Genomic DNA, 17,715 nt, shown 5'->3' on the forward strand with positions numbered 1-17,715 from the left:
TTGTAAATTTTGTGCAAATGTAAGTAATAATTTAAAAAAATAAAGGCTTTTTTGACTTTGATTTTATTAGAGTTGATTTTTAAATCAAAAAAAACCGAAAACACCTGATTATTGGTTATTTAAAAGCCTAGAAACACTAACAGCTTCTGTAATTAAAAACAGGAATAACGGAACAACCAAACCAACTCTTTCTATTTGTGTTAAATCATCATTAGCAAAAACGCTAGATTGAAAAATTAAAACAAAAACTCCTATCTTAATAAATATGAAAGTTAAATACGCATAACCTGCTTGGTTAGGCAATTTATCAGACACTATTTCTATACCTATATACACTATAATAGCTGCTATAAGATGAAAAAGATATACTTTAAATAAAGAAAAGGGCAACACAGCATCTATTAAATAGTTATGCAGGTTGTAGGCTATTAAAAACAAACCAAAAAATATACTAGTTACCACTAAAATACGCTTACTCATTATTTATTATTTTTTGGAAGAATTGTCATTGGTGATTTTTAACACTTGTTTTATTACAGCATACATAGCTATAAATACAGAAAGCAAGGTGATAATTTTATAATACAGCTGGTTAGTGTTATTACATTTTACATCTACCCACTCACCTAGTTTACTTCCTAAATATATAGTAAGTCCCATTTGAATAGCAATAGACGAAAACCGAATATAAGGATTAAGCTGTTTTTTCTGTTTTTCGTTGTTTGCCATGATTTAAATCTTTCACTGCTCCTTTCATTACACAGGTTACATTAAATGTTGCTCCTGGCTCTACTTCTAGTTTACCTAAAACAACTTCGCCTTCAATATGTGCAGAAGATTTTAAAGTTAGTGTACCTGATAGGTTTAAGCTTCCAGAAAATTTTCCTTGAAAATAAGCGTCAGACCCACTTAATGTTCCGTTGATAACTCCAGACTTACCTACTACTACTTTTCCTGGAGTTTGTATGTTTCCTTCTACAATTCCATCTATTCTTAAATCTCCTTCACTTATCAAGTCGCCAACAATTTTGGTTCCTTTGGCAATAATGTTTTGGCTTGAAGAATTCTCGTAATTGTTTTTGTCCTTTTTTTTATCTGAAAACATAACTCTAGTTTTATTATTGGTGCTCTTTAATATAATCGTCAATATTTTTATGTATTTGAACGATTTGATAGTTTTGGGAAGAAATAGCAATAGAAGGTTTGGTTATTTTATATCTATCTTCATCTCTTAATATAAAAGCAAATCCTTTTGCTCCATCTATACTTTTTAATCCATGAACTACTACAAATGTAGTTTCAGGATCATATATATCTATAGATGTACTTAAATCATAATGTGCAATATTAGCATTTACCTCGTTTAAGGTTTTTACAAAGCTTGTTATTTCTTCTGTATCTGCAGTATTGAATTTATAGATTACTTTATAATTACCTTTTAAGGTATCTGAAACAAATTGTTTTTTAGATAATTTAGGCAAGGTACTGCTTGCTAACTTTTGCGCTTGCTTACCTTCTGGTGTGTTTGCGTAGTTTAGTGCTACAAAATTAATTGCTTTTTTATAAGCTTCATAACCATATAAACGCCCTGTTGTGGTAGCTTTAAGAAGTTCAAATTTTGAAACTATTTCTTCTGCTTCAAATGCTGTAATATAAGTATCTATATTAGAAAGCACTTCGGCATATTTTTGATTTTCAAATTGACTGTAAAGGTTTTTATATATGGTTTCTGGACTATTTTTATCTTCTAGATTTGCTGCTTCCGGATTATTTAAAATGGTTGCATATCTTGAATCTGGATAATTTGTTATTATATCTTTTTTGAAAAAATCTGCTTCGGTTTCTTCTTCTAATAACTGATATATTTTATACAAGTTATATTTAGAAGGAAGTACTAAGTTTTCTTCGGGATTATTATCTAGTAATTGTGTAAACTTAGAAATAGCCAAAGGATATTCTTTAAACTTTTCTTTATAAATTAAACCTAATTGGTAGTATGCAAAGTTTCTTTCTTTAGTAATACTGTCTACTACTTTTTCTTCGGAAGGGATTTGATCTATATAAAACTGCGGATCATACATTTCTTCATTAGAAGCATTTGCCAAAGCAGGATTTGTTTCAGCAGTGTTTACACCTGATTTAATACTACTAGACCATCTCCAATCGTCTTGTAATTTACGGTTTCCCCAATTTTTAGTAAATTCTGATTTACCATAAGCTACTGTTGTAGTGTTATAAAAATAAAAAGAAGAGCCTTGTCCTGGTAATGGACCTCCTTTAGAACCTTTTACTCCTGTTAAGCCAGAAGCGTTGTTACCAAAATTATTATTGGTAGTAACAAGTCCTTTTTTTCTTTCTGCCGCTTCTAGTCTTTCTTTTTCTTTTTCTGCTGCTTCTTTCAGTTTTTCAATGTATTGCTCAAAATATGCAATCTTATCTTCTTTTGGTAAAGCGACTAGTTTTAATATACTATCGTTATTTTTTGCAATGTCTTCATAATAAATAACATCTTCTAAGTTGTCTCTTTTACGCTTAATAACTCTATATGGCTTACTGTTTTGCACCATATTTGTCATGGTACTATCATAATAATCTCCAGCACTTTTATATTCTGCCAGATCAAATTTCATATCACCAATAATTTCATAGTTTTTGGCCTTTAAAACTTTATCTCTAGAGTCTGTACGTAAGGATTTGTTATAGTAAGCAAGAGCTAAGGAATCGGAATTATTTTTAACGTGATACTCAGCTATTTGATGGTAAATTTTATCTAGATAAGGTCTGTTTTCACGATTTTCTTCTAAATCGGTTAACAGTTCAAAAAACTCCAATTTGTTTCCTTGCTCATAATCAAAGTTTTTAGCTTTTTCAATATGTGCACTAATAAGGTACATTCTTGGCGTGCTTCGGTTTAGATCTATTACTCTATCAAAAGCAATATTAGCACTGTCTTTATCTCCTAAAGCATTATATAATTGTCCTTGAATAAAACGGTATCTTCCGCGTTCATCATTACTCTTTGTTACTTTAGCAGCGATATCTATTTGTGTAATAGCACTATCTAAAGATTTTGTATTTATATATGCTTGTGCAAGTATTGAGGTTGCATCTGCTAAATCTTGTCCGCTTAATTCTTCTTGTTCTAAAAGACGTTTTAAATTTTTAATAGCAAGCTCGTCATTTTCTAAACGAATATTTGTTTTTTCTCTCCAAACCTTGGCTTGGTTAATATTGTTACTTGCAGGATATTTATATAATATATAATTGAAAGATTCTAAAGCAGGAACAAAACGTTGGTCAAAATAACGCGCTTTTCCTAAAAGCAAATACGCTTCATCTATTTGGTAATTATATTCTTTACCTTGAATATTCATACCGTGTTTTTGAATGGCTTTTACTGCTTTTTCTTCGGCTCTGCTAAAGTTTTGGTTTTTGTTTTGTCCTGGTAGTGTTACCTCTTCAAAAACCTGCATACGCTCAATAGGAAGAATTTCCCAATAATTATCGGTATAGTTTTGTATAAGGTTTTCTCTACCTTCTTCTAGTGCATTATACCCATTAAAAAGGGTATTGTCTCTTGCAGCTAAAGCATGGTAATTTCTACTAATAAAAGTGTTCTTTTTTCTAGAACAACTAGTTATTAAAGTAACAGCAACTAAAAGGGTTAATATTATCTTGTAAGATGTTTTCATTTTAATAAAAATTTTCATTTTTGCTAACAACTAAATAAAAATTTTCTGCAAAAACCAACTGCTTCACTTTCGCACAAAAAACGGAATTATTTTGTCTAGTTCTAAAAATATTAAATTTATTTATGCTCATTATTAAAGCTGTGTATTTAACTCAAATAAATAACTGTAAACTCAGGCAAATATTATAAACACTATCACTTACTTGAAATAAATGATACATAAGTAGGTAAAAATACGCATCTTTTTTTATTTAGCTATAAAAACTACTTGTTTTTAGATTTTTTCTGTTCCAGCAAAATGATTTTCTAACTCTTTTAAAGTAGCTTGACTAGTAACAATATCTTTTACTATTTCCCCTTTTTCTAAAACAACAATACGCTCACACACGTCTGTAACATGCATTAAATCATGACTAGAAATAAGCACAGTTACCCCTTTCTCTTTTGCTAAATCTTTTACTATTTGTTTTAGTTTTATTTGTGTAGTTGGATCAAGATTAGCAAAAGGTTCATCTAAAATAATTACTTCAGGATTACCAATAAGCGCAGCAACAATTCCTGCTTTTTTTTGATTTCCTTTACTTAAGTCTCTTAAGTACTTTTTCTGACCAAGAATTTCGCCGTGAAAAAAATCTTCAAAAGTAGCAACTAAAGCATCTACATCTGCTTTGTTTTGCCCTCTAAGTTCACCAACAAAATAAAAGTATTCTTCTGCTGTTAGGTAACCAATTAAAAAGCTTTCGTCTATAAAGGCCGAAGTAAAAGGTTTCCAATCTTCACTCAGGTTTACTTGAATATCATTGTTTTTAATATATCCTGTTGTTGGCTGTATTAAATCTAATAACAAACTAAAATAAGTAGTTTTTCCTGCGCCATTATTACCAACCAAGCCAAAACTTTGCCCTTTAGGAATATCTAATTGCTCTATGTGCAAAACCTGATTGTTATTATATTTTTTGGTAAGATTTGTAGTCGTTATCATCTTGTTATTTTTTAATTATCTTGATCAAAAGCAGCAATCATTTTATATTTTGAAGCTAGATATTTTTTGGTAATTAATTGCATTATTTTTTGGTGTAGAATAATTCCTGTTACTCCTAAAAGAATTAAAGCTAGAATACCTATTTCAAAGCTAAAAGTAAAATTGAAAATAGAAAAAATTCCTATTGGCAAAAGCAACAAAGGCAAACCAATAACCCATTGCACAGCTCCTGTACCTTGAAAATTAAAGGCAGCTCTTTGGTTTAAGTCTATTTTTTTTCGATTAAAAGAGCCTCCTAATAAAATAACATAGGTATTTACACCAATGTTATATACTGCTGCCGCAAAGTGTGCTAGTAAAATTTTCCAACCAAAATACACATAAGGTATACTTAGTACAAACAGTAAAATAACACTTAAAGTCATTAATGTGTATTTAGATTTTAAGTATTGTTGGTATTTAATATTTTGACTCATTAACATTTTATAGTAACCACTATCCCAAGCAGGAATAAATTGCCCAAAGTTGATAAGAAAAATACCTGTTACAAATATGCCTACAAAGGCAAATAAAAACTCTTTGTCTTGATATATAGGATTTGGATAAAAGAACAAGCCATATAAAACTCCAAAAGCCAACATCCAAACCGAAGATTTTGGTCTTTTATTACGCCAAAGTAATTTTAAATCTAGCTGCATAAAAGGTGCTATATCTCCAAACTTTTTAGTCCATTCTAGGTTTGAAGCTTGTACTTCTTGTGTTTTTGTTTGTAAAGAACTGTCTAAAAACAATTTATTGCGAAGTATTTTAAAGTTGTACCAATACAAACCAATTAATATAAAAAATGGTACCACTAACCACAACGGATTATTTGCAATAGCCTGAATTCCGTTAGATAACAACTCTGCAATATTTATTAATTGAAAATGGTTTAATGTATAAAGAGAACCTGCAAAAAGTATAACAGGTAAAAAAGACAACTCTGTTTTAGCAGCAAGGCTTTCAATAATAAAATTTAAATAATTATTAATAAGTGTAATAAGCACCATAGTTAATAGCCAAACTAAAACGACTGAAATGGCATAATCATTAATAATAAGCATTACACCAAAAGGCACTATTGTAAATAAAGGCAAGAAATTAAAAAAGGACAATGCCGATTTACCCAACACAAAGTTTACCACTTTACTTCTTTTTATAGGAAGCGTAAGCAATGGTTTTACGCTCATTACTGGTAATTTCTGAAAGAAAAACCGAATGACTAAATCGCCTAAAATCCAGAAGAAAATTAATCCATTAAAAACCACAAAAGGATCCCTTTCTGGAAACACTTTTTTTAACAAAGGAAACATAACAATTCCCACAATTAAAAACATAGCAATAAAATACAAGGCAAAAAACACCATTACTATTTTTAGCGCTACACTTTTACCAAAGCTTGCAGACCTAGTAAATTGTTTCCATTCTAAATCTAAAAAACGTTGTATCATTTTGGTTGGTTTTAAATCATTAGTAATATTAAAGCCCTTTTTGTTACAAACAAAATGAAATTACTGTTTTAGTTTCTTATTTTTACAAAAAATAAAAATATGTCACAATTTCATACATTAACCATTAAAGATATACAAAGAGAAACAGAAAAGGCTGTTACTATTTCTTTTAATGTTCCTGAAAATTTAAAAGAAGCTTTTGCTTTTAAAGCAGGACAATATATAACTATAAAAACCATTATTAATGGTAACGAGGTAAGACGCGATTACTCTTTATGCGCTTCACCAAAAAGCGGCGAATTAAAAGTAGCTGTAAAAGAAGTTAAAGGTGGTACTTTTTCTGCTTATGCTAACAACACCTTACAAGTTGGTGATACCCTTGAAGTAGCTTCGCCAAAAGGTAGATTTGTATTTACACCAAACGACGCTATAACAAAAAACATAGCTGCATTTGCTGCAGGAAGCGGAATTACACCTATTTTAAGTATTATAAAATGTGCTTTAGAAGAAGAAGTACATAGTAAGGTAATTCTTGTTTACGGAAACAAATCTAGTAAAGAAACCATGTTTTTAAAAGAGTTATTAGATTTACAACACTCGTATAAAGATCGATTTTCTATACAGTTTTTATTTAGCCAAGAAGATGAAGATGATGCTATTTTTGGAAGAATAGAAAAAAGCACTGTAAATTATGTGATGAAAAACAAGCATAAAAATATAGATATAGATGCTTTTTATCTTTGCGGACCAGAAGCCATGATTTATACGGTTAAAGATGTTTTAACGGAACACGAAATACCTAAAGAACGAATTCACTTTGAACTTTTTAAAGCAGCAAAAACAGTTGCTTTAGATGAAGAAGTTGCTAGCGGAAACACAGAAATCACCATAACGGTTGATGATGAAACGGAAACATTTACCATGTCTCAAAAACAAACTATTCTAGAAGCTGCTTTAGATAAAGATTTAGACGCTCCGTATTCTTGTCAAGGCGGAATTTGCAGTAGCTGTATTGCTAGAGTTACAGAAGGAGAAGCAACAATGAGACAAAACAATATTTTAACAGAAAGCGAACTAGCAGAAGGGTTAATTTTAACGTGTCAAGCGCATCCTACAACGCCTAAAGTTTCTGTAGATTACGATGATGTTTAATAAAAAAAAACACGCTAATTTTACATGAATTAGCTTTTTACCGATAATACAAACCACTTAAACCTAATAAATATACACTTTAACGATTTTACCGTTTTTAATTTACGCTTTCATTTGTTTAATAAATAAAGCAGATATATTCGTTTAAGTTTTAAACAAAAATAATAATAGTTAGGGATTATATATTTTATGGTATGTTTAAAATGAACCCTACTCTTTGGAGTAGGGTTTTTTATTTTATACCAATTACAGTTTAAATAAAAAGAGACTTAAACCTTTTAAATTAAGGTATTTATTGTGTCTATAACTTTTTGAGGAGAAATACTTTTTGCTGCTTCTTCATATTCTTCAGGAAAAGTGTTTCCGTAGATAGAAGTAGGTATTAAAGGAAATTGTTTTCTATCTGCTAATAGCGCATAATTTTCAGGTTGATTAAACGGAGAAAATCCTGCAAAGGGATGGGTTACACCCCAAATTGTAACAACTTTTTTACCAAGCATAGCTGCAATATGGGCATTTCCAGAATCCATAGACAACATAAGGTCTAAATTTGAAATTATATCTAGCTCTTCGTTTAAAGACAACTGTCCTGCTAAATTAATTACATGCGCATTTACTGCTAAACTTTGTAACGCTTCTTTGTCTGCTTTTCCTCCAAACAAAAAAACCGTATGTTCTTTTGATAGTCCTTCAATCACTACTTGCATAGCATCAAGAGGATACATTTTACTTTTATACGTAGCAAAAGGCGCAATACCAATCCATTTTTTGTTTTTTTCACCAGTTTTAGCAAGCACACTTGAGCTTAGTTCCACCACATCTGGAAAGGTTGGGTTACTTAAATCTATAGGAAAACCTAGTTTTTTAAAAACTGCAGCATAACGTTCATGTGTTGTTTCTAATTGCTTAAAATCTTGTCCAGAAACCAATGCTTTTTTCTCTGCTCTGCCTTTGTTAATCTGCATAAATTTTATGCCAAAGAAAAAAACTTTTAAAATTTTAGTACGCAACACGTTATGCAAATCTGCAACAGCATCAATTTGTAGTTTTTTTAATTCTTTTGAAAGTTTAAAAAGCCCCAAAACACCTTTGTGCTTATTTTTTAAATCTATTGAAAAAAAAGATACATTATTTATATCTCTAAAAAAAGGAGCAAAAAAAGCTCTTGTTAAAAGCGTAATTTTAACCTCTGGATATTGCTGTGTAAATGCTTTTAAAACAGGAACTGTCATAGCAACATCTCCCATTGCAGAAAGCCTAATTACTAATATATGTTTGGGTTGCTTAGCCATAGGTTTTTTATCTTTTTATTTAAATAAATTAAAAACCACCTTTGTTTATAAAAAAGAAAGGTGGTTTTTTAGAAATAAAAATTACGAATTATTTTTGTGAACGTAAAACAGGATTTAGTTCATCATCGTTATACATTTTCATTTGTTTATACACTTTCATGTATTTATCACCATTAGCAATATCATTAAGTAATGTATCTATTGCTGTAGATAAGTCTACACGTTGTTCTAGTAAAACGTCTAGTTTCTTTTGGCAAGCCGCTTTATGAGCATCTGTAGCATCTGTACGTGTTGCTTCTTCTTGCATGTGGTACACTTTTAAAGCTAAAATAGATAATCTATCTATTCCCCAAGCAGGACTTTCTGTATTAATGGTTGCATTATCTTTTACAGTAACGTCTTTATATTTTTCTAAAAAATAACTGTCAATATACTCTACCATATCTGTTCGATCTTGGTTAGAAGCATCAATTTGACGTTTTAGTTTTAAAGCTGCAACTGGATCAATTTGCGGATCTCTAATAATATCCTCATAATGCCATTGTACAGTATCTATCCAACATTTTCTGTATAGCAAATGCTCTAATAAATTAGTGTCTTTATCATACACATTAGTAAATGATTGGTCTACCGTATTTAAAACATGGTATTTATTTATTACGTCTTGAAATATTTTATTCGCTTGTTCTGAAAACATATTTTAATTTATTTGAATGCAAATATACATTAATGAAACCAAAAAGCTACCTAAAGCAACTTTTTGGTTTTAAACTATATGCGTTTAATTATTGTTTTGGTGTAGCAACTTATTTTTTATGAAGCTAAAAGTTACTATTTAACTGAATGTATACTAGTTTTAGTACACTTACAGTAAAGGTTATGAAGTATATTTTAGTTCTATTTTAAGCTAAAATCTAAAAAAGAGAGCAAAACGCAAGTAAGTAGTATGTAATTTATTGTTATTTTTATGCCATGAAAATATTTAATCTAGCTAAAGAAAACTCCATTTTAAACACTTTTATTTCTGAAATAAGAGATGAAAAAATTCAAAAAGACAGTATGCGTTTTAGACGAAACATAGAACGTATTGGTGAAATTTTGGGTTACGAAATGAGCAAATCCTTACAATACCACACCACAAATGTTGCAACACCATTAGGAAATTGCACCATGAGTTTACTAAATAATGATATTGTTTTGTGTTCTATATTAAGAGCAGGAGTACCTTTACACAATGGCTTATTAAATTATTTTGACACTGCAGAAAATGCTTTTATATCTGCCTACAGACACCATAAAGAAGATCCAGATAGTTTTGAGATTATTGTAGAATATTTGGCATGCCCAAGCTTAGAAAACAAGACGCTTATTCTTGCAGATCCTATGCTAGCAACAGGTCAATCTATGCTTGCTACTTATGAAGCTTTAAAACCTTTTGGAAAACCAAAAAACGTACATTTAGTTAGTGTTATTGGGGCACAAGAAGGTGTAGATTTTATTGACAAAAACTTTAGTGAAGACACTAGTTTATGGATTGCTACTATTGATCCAGACTTAAGCGATAAAGGATATATAGTTCCTGGTTTAGGTGATGCTGGAGACTTAGCTTTTGGTGAAAAATTGCAACACTAAAAGTATAATTGGCGTTACTAATAATACACCAAAAAACACTTGTTTAAACCACTTATCACTAATGGTTTCTATATAATTAGCAATAATTATTGCTAAAGGAGCAAACAGGAATAAAATTTCACTTCCGTTTTTATTTGGCGCTATAACAAACAAAATAAAAGCGAGTATTAACATGGCTAATATTGTTTTATAGGCAGGTCTTATGGTTCTTATTTTTGTTCTAAAGCTTTTTAGATAATAAAAAACAGACCAAAAGCCAAAAGAAAATAGCAAAGTTAAAGCTACTAGAAAAGGCAAGCTGTTGTACTTTATAAAACTAAAACTTGTTTGATAATTACTATTAAAAAAGCCTAAATAAGAGTTATTAACTACAATAGATGTACTTATACATAATATAAAAACAGTTACAACTCCTACTATTGGAATTAGCCAATGTTTCACATCATTACTGGAATGAAACAATAAAACTAAAGGAATTAATACAAGAAATAAGATAGCCCAAAAATAAAATAACCAAGCTATAGTAATGCACAACGCAGCATCAAACAGTTTACTTTTGGTGTTTTTTTTTGTTCGTAAACTTATTAAACGACGTAAAGCAAATAGAATAAAAAAATTAGCCCAAATAACCTTAGCGCTTACTAATGCGTCTGGTATAAGAAGTAAAAACAGACTAAACAGTATAATTTCTAGATTACTTTTTTGCGTTAAATCGTTTTTTGTGGTTATAAAATTTAACAGCAAAATAGATAAATAAGCAACCATAAAAGTGCTTACTTGTTTTAAAATAAACAAACTAGCAACCGGTTCTTGTACATACTTAAATTTAACGATTAAAAACGATAAAGCAGTAAGTACAAAAACGATTAAAAAATTAATTGGTTTAGATTTACTAAAAATACTTGTAATCATTAACTCTTTTTGTATTTTTGTAGTGTAAATATACTATTATTACTATTATGAAAGATTTCTTTTACGCAATACAAGACTTATTTGTAAACGTTTTATTCGCTCCATTAGATGCAATTAAAGAACTAGAACTTGAAAACTGGTTTGCAGCAAATACTATTTCTTGGATTTTTATTCTTATTGGATTTGTAGCTATGGTATACTGGATGCTTCAATTAAGAATATTTGATCAAAACAACGAAGAAGATAAAAGCGTTTCTGCTCATTCTTATTTATAAGATTTACAGATCAAAACCAATATCTTTACGATAATTCATCTTATCAAAATGTAGTTTATCTATACTTTGGTAAGATTTTTTTATGGCCTCTTGGTACGTATCACCATAGCTTGTTATTGCCATAACGCGACCTCCAGAAGTTACAATTGTATCGTCTTCTAGTTTTGCTCCTGCATGAAAAGCTATAGAGTCTGTAATATCATTAACTCCTGTAATTACTTTTCCTTTTTCATAAGCTTCAGGATAACCACCAGAAACTAACATCACTGTTGTTGCTGCGCGTTCATCTATTTCAATTTCTATAGTATCTAAGGTTTGGTTTGCAATGGCTTGAAATATTTCAACCAAATCATTTTTAAGTCTTGGTAAAACAACTTCTGTTTCTGGGTCTCCCATTCTTACGTTATACTCTATAACTTTAGGGTCGTCACCAACTTTTATTAAACCAATAAATACAAAACCTTTGTATGGTAGATTATCTTTTTGTAAACCAGAAATAGTAGGTTTTACAATGCGTTCTTCAATTTTATTTAAAAATTCTTCGGTAGCAAAAGGTACTGGAGATACTGCTCCCATTCCTCCTGTATTTAATCCTGTATCACCTTCGCCAATACGTTTATAGTCTTTTGCTGTAGGTAATATTTTGTAGTTTTTACCATCTGTTAAAACAAAACAACTTAATTCTATTCCGTCTAAAAACTCTTCAATAACCACTTTGGTACTTGCTGCACCAAATTTAGCGTCTACAAGCATGCTTTTAAGTTCTGCTTTAGCTTCTTCTAGGTCATTTAAAATTAAAACACCTTTTCCTGCCGCTAATCCGTCTGCTTTTAAAACATAAGGAGCTTTTAAAGTTTCTAAAAAAGCATAACCCGCTTCTACACTACTTGCATCAAAACTTTGATAAGCTGCAGTAGGTATATTATGTCTGTATAAAAACTCTTTGGCAAACTCTTTACTACCTTCTAATTCTGCTGCTGCCTTTTCAGGACCAATTACAGCTACATGTTTTAAAGCTTCGTCTTGTAAAAAGAAATCATGAACACCTTGTACTAAAGGATCTTCAGGACCAACAACCACCATATCAATCTCTTTTTCTAAAACTAATGTTTTAATAGATTGAAAGTCTGTTACACCAATAGGTACATTTGTAGCAATTTCTGCTGTTCCTGAGTTACCAGGAGCAACATATAAATTTATACATTTAGGGCTTTGTGATATTTTCCAAGCAAAAGTATGTTCTCTTCCGCCAGAACCAAGAATTAAAATAGTCATGTTGTAATTTGTTTGCCCAAAAATAAAACTAATGCGCCGAATACACGAATATTTTTTATTTACTTTACAAAAATATCTTTTCGTTTGAATTTATTTAACCTTTCATTATTACTAAATGGCTTTCCTATAAAGAAAGCAAAAAGCACTTTGAAGAGGATTCATGGTAAAAATGAAGCTGATTTTGAGGCATATATCCTTCAGAAGAAAAAAAATATTTTTAATTACCATATTCAAAACAATACCTTCTATCAAAATATTGCAAAAAACGCTACTGTTACAGACTGGAAAAGCATTCCTGTTATGACAAAAAGACATTTTCAACATCCTTTAAGCCAAAGACTGAGTAAAGACTATACCACAGAAAACGTATATATAAACAAGACTTCGGGTTCTTCTGGAGATCCTTTTGTTTTTGCAAAAGACAAATTTTGTCATGCATTAACTTGGTCTGTAATACAAAATAGATTTGGTTGGTTTGGTTTAGATTTTAACACCTCAAAACAAGCGCGATTTTATGGTATTCCTTTAGATAAAAAAGGATATTATAAAGAACGTCTTAAAGATACTTTAAGTAATCGTCATCGGTTTTCGGTGTTCGATTTAAGTGATGCTGCTTTTGAAAAATGCTTAAAAAAATTTAAAAACACTCCGTTTGACTATATTAATGGCTACACAAGTGCCATTGTACAATTTGCAAAATACTTAGAGAAAAAAAACATAGTTTTAAAGCAGGTTTGCCCTACACTAAAAGCATGTGTGGTTACTTCTGAAATGCTTTTTGAAATGGATAAAAAGCTACTAGAAAAACAATTGGATGTTCCTGTAGTGAATGAATATGGAGCCTCTGAATTAGATTTAATAGCATTTCAAAACCCAGAAGACCTATGGCAAGTAAATAGCGAGACGCTTTTTGTTGAAATTCTAGACCAACAAGACAATATTTTACCTAATGGCGAAGAAGGCAGAATTGTTATTACTTCGCTTTACAATAAAGCACATCCTTTTATTCGTTATGACATTGGTGATATTGGTGTTTTATCTAAAAAAAGTACATTACAAAAGCCTATTCTTGAAAAACTAATAGGTAGAACCAATGATATTGCTATTTTACCTAGCGGAAAAAAAGCAGCTGGACTTACTTTTTACTACATTACCAAAAGTATTATTGAAGACGACGGAAATGTAAAGGAGTTTATTATAGAACAACATACAGCAGAAACTTTTAAAGTTATTTATGTTAGTGCTACAGCAATTTCTGAAGAAAATAAAGAGAACATTAAAATACAAATGGAAAACTACTTAGAAAAAGGGTTAACCATTATATTTGAAAAACAAGATAAAATAGAACGATCTAAAAGCGGTAAATTAAAACAATTTAGATCCTTACTTAACTAATATGAACGTAACAATTATTGCAGGAGCACGACCAAATTTCATGAAAATAGCACCAATTATAGATGCTATTCAAGAAAAAAAAGCGCAAGGTTTTAATATAAATTACAGATTAGTTCATACAGGACAACACTATGATAAAAACTTAAGTGATACTTTTTTTAAAGAACTTAACATACCATTTCCAGATATTAATCTAGAAGTAAAAAGTGGTACACAAGCAGAGCAAACTGCTGCAATTATGATAGGTTTTGAAAAAGAATTACAACAAAACCCTTGTGATTTGGTAATGGTTGTTGGTGATGTAACCTCAACCATGGCTTGTACTATTGTTGCAAAAAAAGCAGGAATAGATGTTGCACATGTAGAAGCAGGAATACGTTCTGGTGATATGAATATGCCAGAAGAAATTAACAGAATTGTAACCGATAGTTTAACCGATTATTTTTTTACCACTTCTAGCTATGCTAATGCAAACTTAGCCAATCTTGGTGTTGCGCAAAGCAACGTTTTCTTTGTTGGAAATGTAATGATAGATACCTTATTAAAACACGCACCAAGACTTAAAAAACCTCAAATTTGGGAAGATTTAAAGCTAGAAGAAAAGAAATATATGGTTATGACTTTGCATAGACCAAGTAATGTAGACGAAGAAAACCAACTAAAAAATTTAATACATCAAATTGTAACCCTTGGTAAAGATTACCCTATTATTTTTCCTGTTCACCCAAGAACCAAAAAGCTTTTAGAAGGTTTAGATTTAAACTTTGAAAATCTGCATTATGTAGAACCTCTAGGTTATTTACATTTTAATTATTTAGTGAAAAATGCTTTTGCTATGCTTACCGATTCTGGAGGAATTACCGAAGAAACCACAGTAATGAATGTGCCATGTATTACACTTAGAGATAGCACAGAAAGACCAGAAACTTGCGATATTGGAACTAATATTTTAGTAGGAAACGACACCAATAAAATTGAAGCTGCTTTTGCTAATTTACTCTCAGGTAATTGGAAACAAGGACAAACACCAGAACTTTGGGATGGTCATGCTGCAAAACGAATTACAGATTGTTTGGTTGAAATTTATGCGCTGTAAATGAAAGATATTTTAATAATTACTAGCTACTTTCCTCCAGAAATTGGAGCTGCTTCAAATAGAATTTATCACCTTGCCGAAGGTTTACAAGAACGTAACTTTAATGTGCAGGTATTAACACCTTTACCTAATTATCCTACTGGTAAAATATTTGATGCTTACCAAGGAAAATTTAAACATACTAGTGTTGAAAAAGGCATCACTATTACTAGATTATGGATTTATGCATCAGTTTCTAAAAACAAGTTTTTGCGTTTAATAGCTATGCTATCGTACAGTTTTAGTCTGGTTTGGTTTTTTGCTTTTAATAAAATACCAAAAACAGTAATTGTACAATCTCCTCCATTATTGGTTGCATTTACTTCTATGTTTTTTTTACGTAGTAAAAAAAGAAAACTAGTATTAAATGTTAGTGATTTATGGCCAATTGCAGGATTAGAACTAGGTGCTTTTAAAAAGAATTTTAGTTATAAAATGCTAGAGAGTATTGAGCGTTTTAATTACAAAAAAGCAGATTTAGTTTTAGGGCAAAGCAAAGAAATATTAACACATGTAAGCTCTTTATTTGCTAACAAAAAAACACTTTTATATAGAAATTATCCAGAATTTGATGCACCTAAAATAACACCAAGAAACCCTTCTGATAAAAACATAAAACTGGTTTATGCTGGACTTTTAGGAATTGCACAAGGTATATACAAGCTCTGTACCGAATTAGATTTTAATAACAATATAGAACTTCATATTTATGGTTCTGGCGCAGAACAGAAGCTTATTGAAGGGTTTATAGAGAAATATCCCAAACTTCCTATATACTTTTATGGTAGAGTTGCTAGAGAAGAGCTACACCAAGTTCTTTTGCAGTATGATGTTGCCATTATTCCTTTATTAAATAGAATTTATGGTTCTGTACCTTCAAAAATATTTGAATATGCAAAACTAGGCTTACCTATTCTATATTTTGGAGGTGGTGAAGGTGAAGATGTAGTAAACAACAACCAACTTGGTTGGATTGCTGCTGCTGGAGATTATAGTGACTTAAACCGTATAATAGCTTCTATTCAAATCTCTGAAATTACTTTATCTTCCAAACAAAAAATAAAAGAAACTGCAACTTCTACTTTTAATTTAGAAGCACAGCTTAAAACACTTTCTAACTTGCTTTAATAGGCTTTATCTTCCCCATTAACAATATTCATGAAAGTTTGAGTAACAATTTTAATATCTAATAATAAAGACCAGTTTTCAATATAAAAGATATCAAATTTTACACGATTAATGATGTCTTTATCTGTTTCTATTTCTCCTCTAAAACCACTTACTTGTGCTAAACCTGTTATTCCTGGTTTAACAAAGTGTCTTACCATAAACTTATCTACTCGTTTTGCATACATATTGGTATGACTCACCATATGAGGTCTAGGACCTACTACAGACATATCACCAAACAACACATTAAAAAACTGTGGTAACTCATCTATACTAGTTTTACGTATAAATTTACCAATTCTTGTTACTCGTTGATCTCCTCTTGTAGCTTGATTTAAATTCGCATTTTTATTTGGAGTCATAGAGCGAAACTTATAACAATCAAATTCTTTATAGTTAAAACCGTTTCTAGACTGTTTAAAGAATATTGGACCTTTAGATTCTAGTACAATAAGAATTGCAATAATTGGAGTTAACCAAGAAAGCAGTAAGACAATTACAGCTGTTGAAAACACAATATCAAAAACTCTTTTAATAAACTGGTTAACAGAATCTTCTAAGGGAATATTACGAAAAGACAGTATTGGTGTATAGTTATAATACTCGTATTTTAATTTTTTAGAATATATATCTTTATTATCTGGTAAAAACTTTAATATTTTAAGGTTATTATCTGCAAAATCGATAACCTTTCTCAGTTGACTATTAGAAAGCTGCGATAAAGAACAGTAAATTTCATCTACATTCTCTTCTAATAAAAATTGAAAACAATCTTGCAATCCTTCTTCTGTAATATTTTTAAAGTTAAAGGTTTTTGTATGTGAATATCCGTATTCTGGTTTGTCATTAAAAAACCTCTCTAAAGCTTGTGTTTGCTTATTTTTACCTAAAATAGCAGTAACCCTAAAATTACCACCAAAAGAAGCTCTATACTTCTGCAATAAGTAATACAACGTAAATTTAAATAAGGTTACAAGAACAAATACACAGCCTATATACTTAAAAATTGTTTTTGGTAATATGTCTAAATCATAATAAAATCCTGAAAAAGCAAATACTACTAATGTAAAAAGAGCCATTTGCCTAAAAACAAGGGTCATAATAGCTACTTCACGAGTAAACCTAAAAACTGCATAAAATTTGGATAGCGTAGAAATAACAATCCAAGATATAGATATAACTAAAACAAAAATTGCAGGCTCTACACTTTTAAAAAAATAAAGTATCGCCAAACTATTTATTATAGTTAAATCTATTATATATGAAATTGGCCTTAAATAGACTGAATATCTTCCTTGATTAAATGTGTTCAAT

17 protein-coding genes are annotated in these 17,715 nt (G+C 30.2%); 6 read left to right on the forward strand and 11 right to left on the reverse strand.

Annotated elements, in window-relative coordinates; all coding sequences use genetic code 11:
- Positions 1 to 108: 108 nt before the first annotated feature.
- From ACFSSB_RS11105 to ACFSSB_RS11130, 6 genes are all read right to left on the reverse strand, one after another.
- Positions 109 to 480 (reverse strand): DUF6168 family protein, encoded by a 372-nt coding sequence (locus ACFSSB_RS11105; protein ID WP_379904184.1) that lies wholly within the window; start codon positions 478 to 480, stop codon positions 109 to 111.
- A gap of 6 nt (positions 481 to 486) precedes the next feature.
- Positions 487 to 729, reverse strand: a complete 243-nt coding sequence (locus tag ACFSSB_RS11110) for an AtpZ/AtpI family protein (protein ID WP_379904186.1) — start codon at positions 727 to 729, stop codon at positions 487 to 489.
- Positions 695 to 1,105 carry a bactofilin family protein gene (locus ACFSSB_RS11115; RefSeq protein WP_379904188.1) on the reverse strand — a complete coding sequence of 137 codons (411 nt, stop codon included), beginning with the start codon at positions 1,103 to 1,105 and terminating at the stop codon, positions 695 to 697. Before ACFSSB_RS11115 ends, ACFSSB_RS11110 begins: the two co-directional genes overlap by 35 nt.
- A gap of 13 nt (positions 1,106 to 1,118) precedes the next feature.
- On the reverse strand, positions 1,119 to 3,692 hold the full coding sequence (porW, locus tag ACFSSB_RS11120) for a type IX secretion system periplasmic lipoprotein PorW/SprE (RefSeq protein WP_379904190.1): 2,574 nt from the start codon (positions 3,690 to 3,692) through the stop codon (positions 1,119 to 1,121).
- A gap of 273 nt (positions 3,693 to 3,965) precedes the next feature.
- On the reverse strand, positions 3,966 to 4,673 hold the full coding sequence (locus tag ACFSSB_RS11125; protein WP_379904193.1) for an ABC transporter ATP-binding protein: 708 nt from the start codon (positions 4,671 to 4,673) through the stop codon (positions 3,966 to 3,968).
- Between the two features lie 11 nt (positions 4,674 to 4,684).
- Positions 4,685 to 6,163, reverse strand: a complete 1,479-nt coding sequence (locus ACFSSB_RS11130) for a DUF5687 family protein (RefSeq protein ID WP_379904195.1) — start codon at positions 6,161 to 6,163, stop codon at positions 4,685 to 4,687.
- 99 nt (positions 6,164 to 6,262) lie between these two features.
- Here ACFSSB_RS11130 and ACFSSB_RS11135 point away from each other — a divergent pair, with 99 nt between their 5' ends.
- Complete coding sequence (locus tag ACFSSB_RS11135; RefSeq protein WP_379904197.1) at positions 6,263 to 7,315, forward strand: 2Fe-2S iron-sulfur cluster-binding protein; 1,053 nt, start codon at positions 6,263 to 6,265, stop codon at positions 7,313 to 7,315.
- A gap of 278 nt (positions 7,316 to 7,593) precedes the next feature.
- Here ACFSSB_RS11135 and ACFSSB_RS11140 read toward each other — a convergent pair whose 3' ends face one another.
- Together ACFSSB_RS11140 and ACFSSB_RS11145 are read right to left on the reverse strand one after the other, a co-directional pair.
- Positions 7,594 to 8,607, reverse strand: a complete 1,014-nt coding sequence (locus tag ACFSSB_RS11140; RefSeq protein WP_379904199.1) for a glycosyltransferase family 9 protein — start codon at positions 8,605 to 8,607, stop codon at positions 7,594 to 7,596.
- 88 nt (positions 8,608 to 8,695) lie between these two features.
- The gene (locus tag ACFSSB_RS11145) at positions 8,696 to 9,304 is read right to left on the reverse strand and encodes a DUF4254 domain-containing protein (protein WP_379904201.1); all 609 of its coding nucleotides are present in this window, start codon (positions 9,302 to 9,304) and stop codon (positions 8,696 to 8,698) included.
- 275 nt (positions 9,305 to 9,579) lie between these two features.
- Here ACFSSB_RS11145 and upp point away from each other — a divergent pair, with 275 nt between their 5' ends.
- Positions 9,580 to 10,239 (forward strand): uracil phosphoribosyltransferase, encoded by a 660-nt coding sequence (upp, locus tag ACFSSB_RS11150; protein WP_379904203.1) that lies wholly within the window; start codon positions 9,580 to 9,582, stop codon positions 10,237 to 10,239.
- On the opposite strand, the gene ACFSSB_RS11155 is transcribed toward upp, so the two are convergent.
- Entirely contained in the window at positions 10,210 to 11,151 is a 942-nt protein-coding gene (locus tag ACFSSB_RS11155) for a DUF6427 family protein (protein ID WP_379904205.1), read from the reverse strand. The two genes, upp and ACFSSB_RS11155, sit on opposite strands and share 30 nt — an antisense overlap.
- A gap of 47 nt (positions 11,152 to 11,198) precedes the next feature.
- On the opposite strand from ACFSSB_RS11155, the gene ACFSSB_RS11160 reads away from it, so the two are divergent.
- Entirely contained in the window at positions 11,199 to 11,426 is a 228-nt protein-coding gene (locus ACFSSB_RS11160; protein WP_379904207.1) for a DUF6341 family protein, read from the forward strand.
- 3 nt (positions 11,427 to 11,429) lie between these two features.
- Here ACFSSB_RS11160 and purD read toward each other — a convergent pair whose 3' ends face one another.
- Complete coding sequence (purD, locus tag ACFSSB_RS11165; protein ID WP_379904209.1) at positions 11,430 to 12,701, reverse strand: phosphoribosylamine--glycine ligase; 1,272 nt, start codon at positions 12,699 to 12,701, stop codon at positions 11,430 to 11,432.
- Between the two features lie 84 nt (positions 12,702 to 12,785).
- Here purD and ACFSSB_RS11170 point away from each other — a divergent pair, with 84 nt between their 5' ends.
- From ACFSSB_RS11170 to ACFSSB_RS11180, 3 genes are read left to right on the forward strand one after another with little or no spacing between them, the layout of a single operon-like run.
- Positions 12,786 to 14,096 carry a phenylacetate--CoA ligase family protein gene (locus ACFSSB_RS11170; RefSeq protein WP_379904211.1) on the forward strand — a complete coding sequence of 437 codons (1,311 nt, stop codon included), beginning with the start codon at positions 12,786 to 12,788 and terminating at the stop codon, positions 14,094 to 14,096.
- A 1-nt stretch (position 14,097) separates the two neighbouring features.
- Positions 14,098 to 15,192 (forward strand): non-hydrolyzing UDP-N-acetylglucosamine 2-epimerase, encoded by a 1,095-nt coding sequence (gene wecB / locus ACFSSB_RS11175; protein ID WP_379904213.1) that lies wholly within the window; start codon positions 14,098 to 14,100, stop codon positions 15,190 to 15,192.
- On the forward strand, positions 15,193 to 16,359 hold the full coding sequence (locus ACFSSB_RS11180) for a glycosyltransferase family 4 protein (protein ID WP_379904215.1): 1,167 nt from the start codon (positions 15,193 to 15,195) through the stop codon (positions 16,357 to 16,359). It abuts the gene before it with no gap.
- Here ACFSSB_RS11180 and ACFSSB_RS11185 read toward each other — a convergent pair.
- Complete coding sequence (locus tag ACFSSB_RS11185) at positions 16,356 to 17,714, reverse strand: undecaprenyl-phosphate glucose phosphotransferase (protein WP_379904217.1); 1,359 nt, start codon at positions 17,712 to 17,714, stop codon at positions 16,356 to 16,358. The two genes, ACFSSB_RS11180 and ACFSSB_RS11185, sit on opposite strands and share 4 nt — an antisense overlap.
- Position 17,715 lies beyond the last annotated feature (1 nt).

This window comes from Lacinutrix gracilariae, from assembly GCF_042684485.1.
GTDB classification, from domain to species: domain Bacteria; phylum Bacteroidota; class Bacteroidia; order Flavobacteriales; family Flavobacteriaceae; genus Oceanihabitans; species Oceanihabitans gracilariae.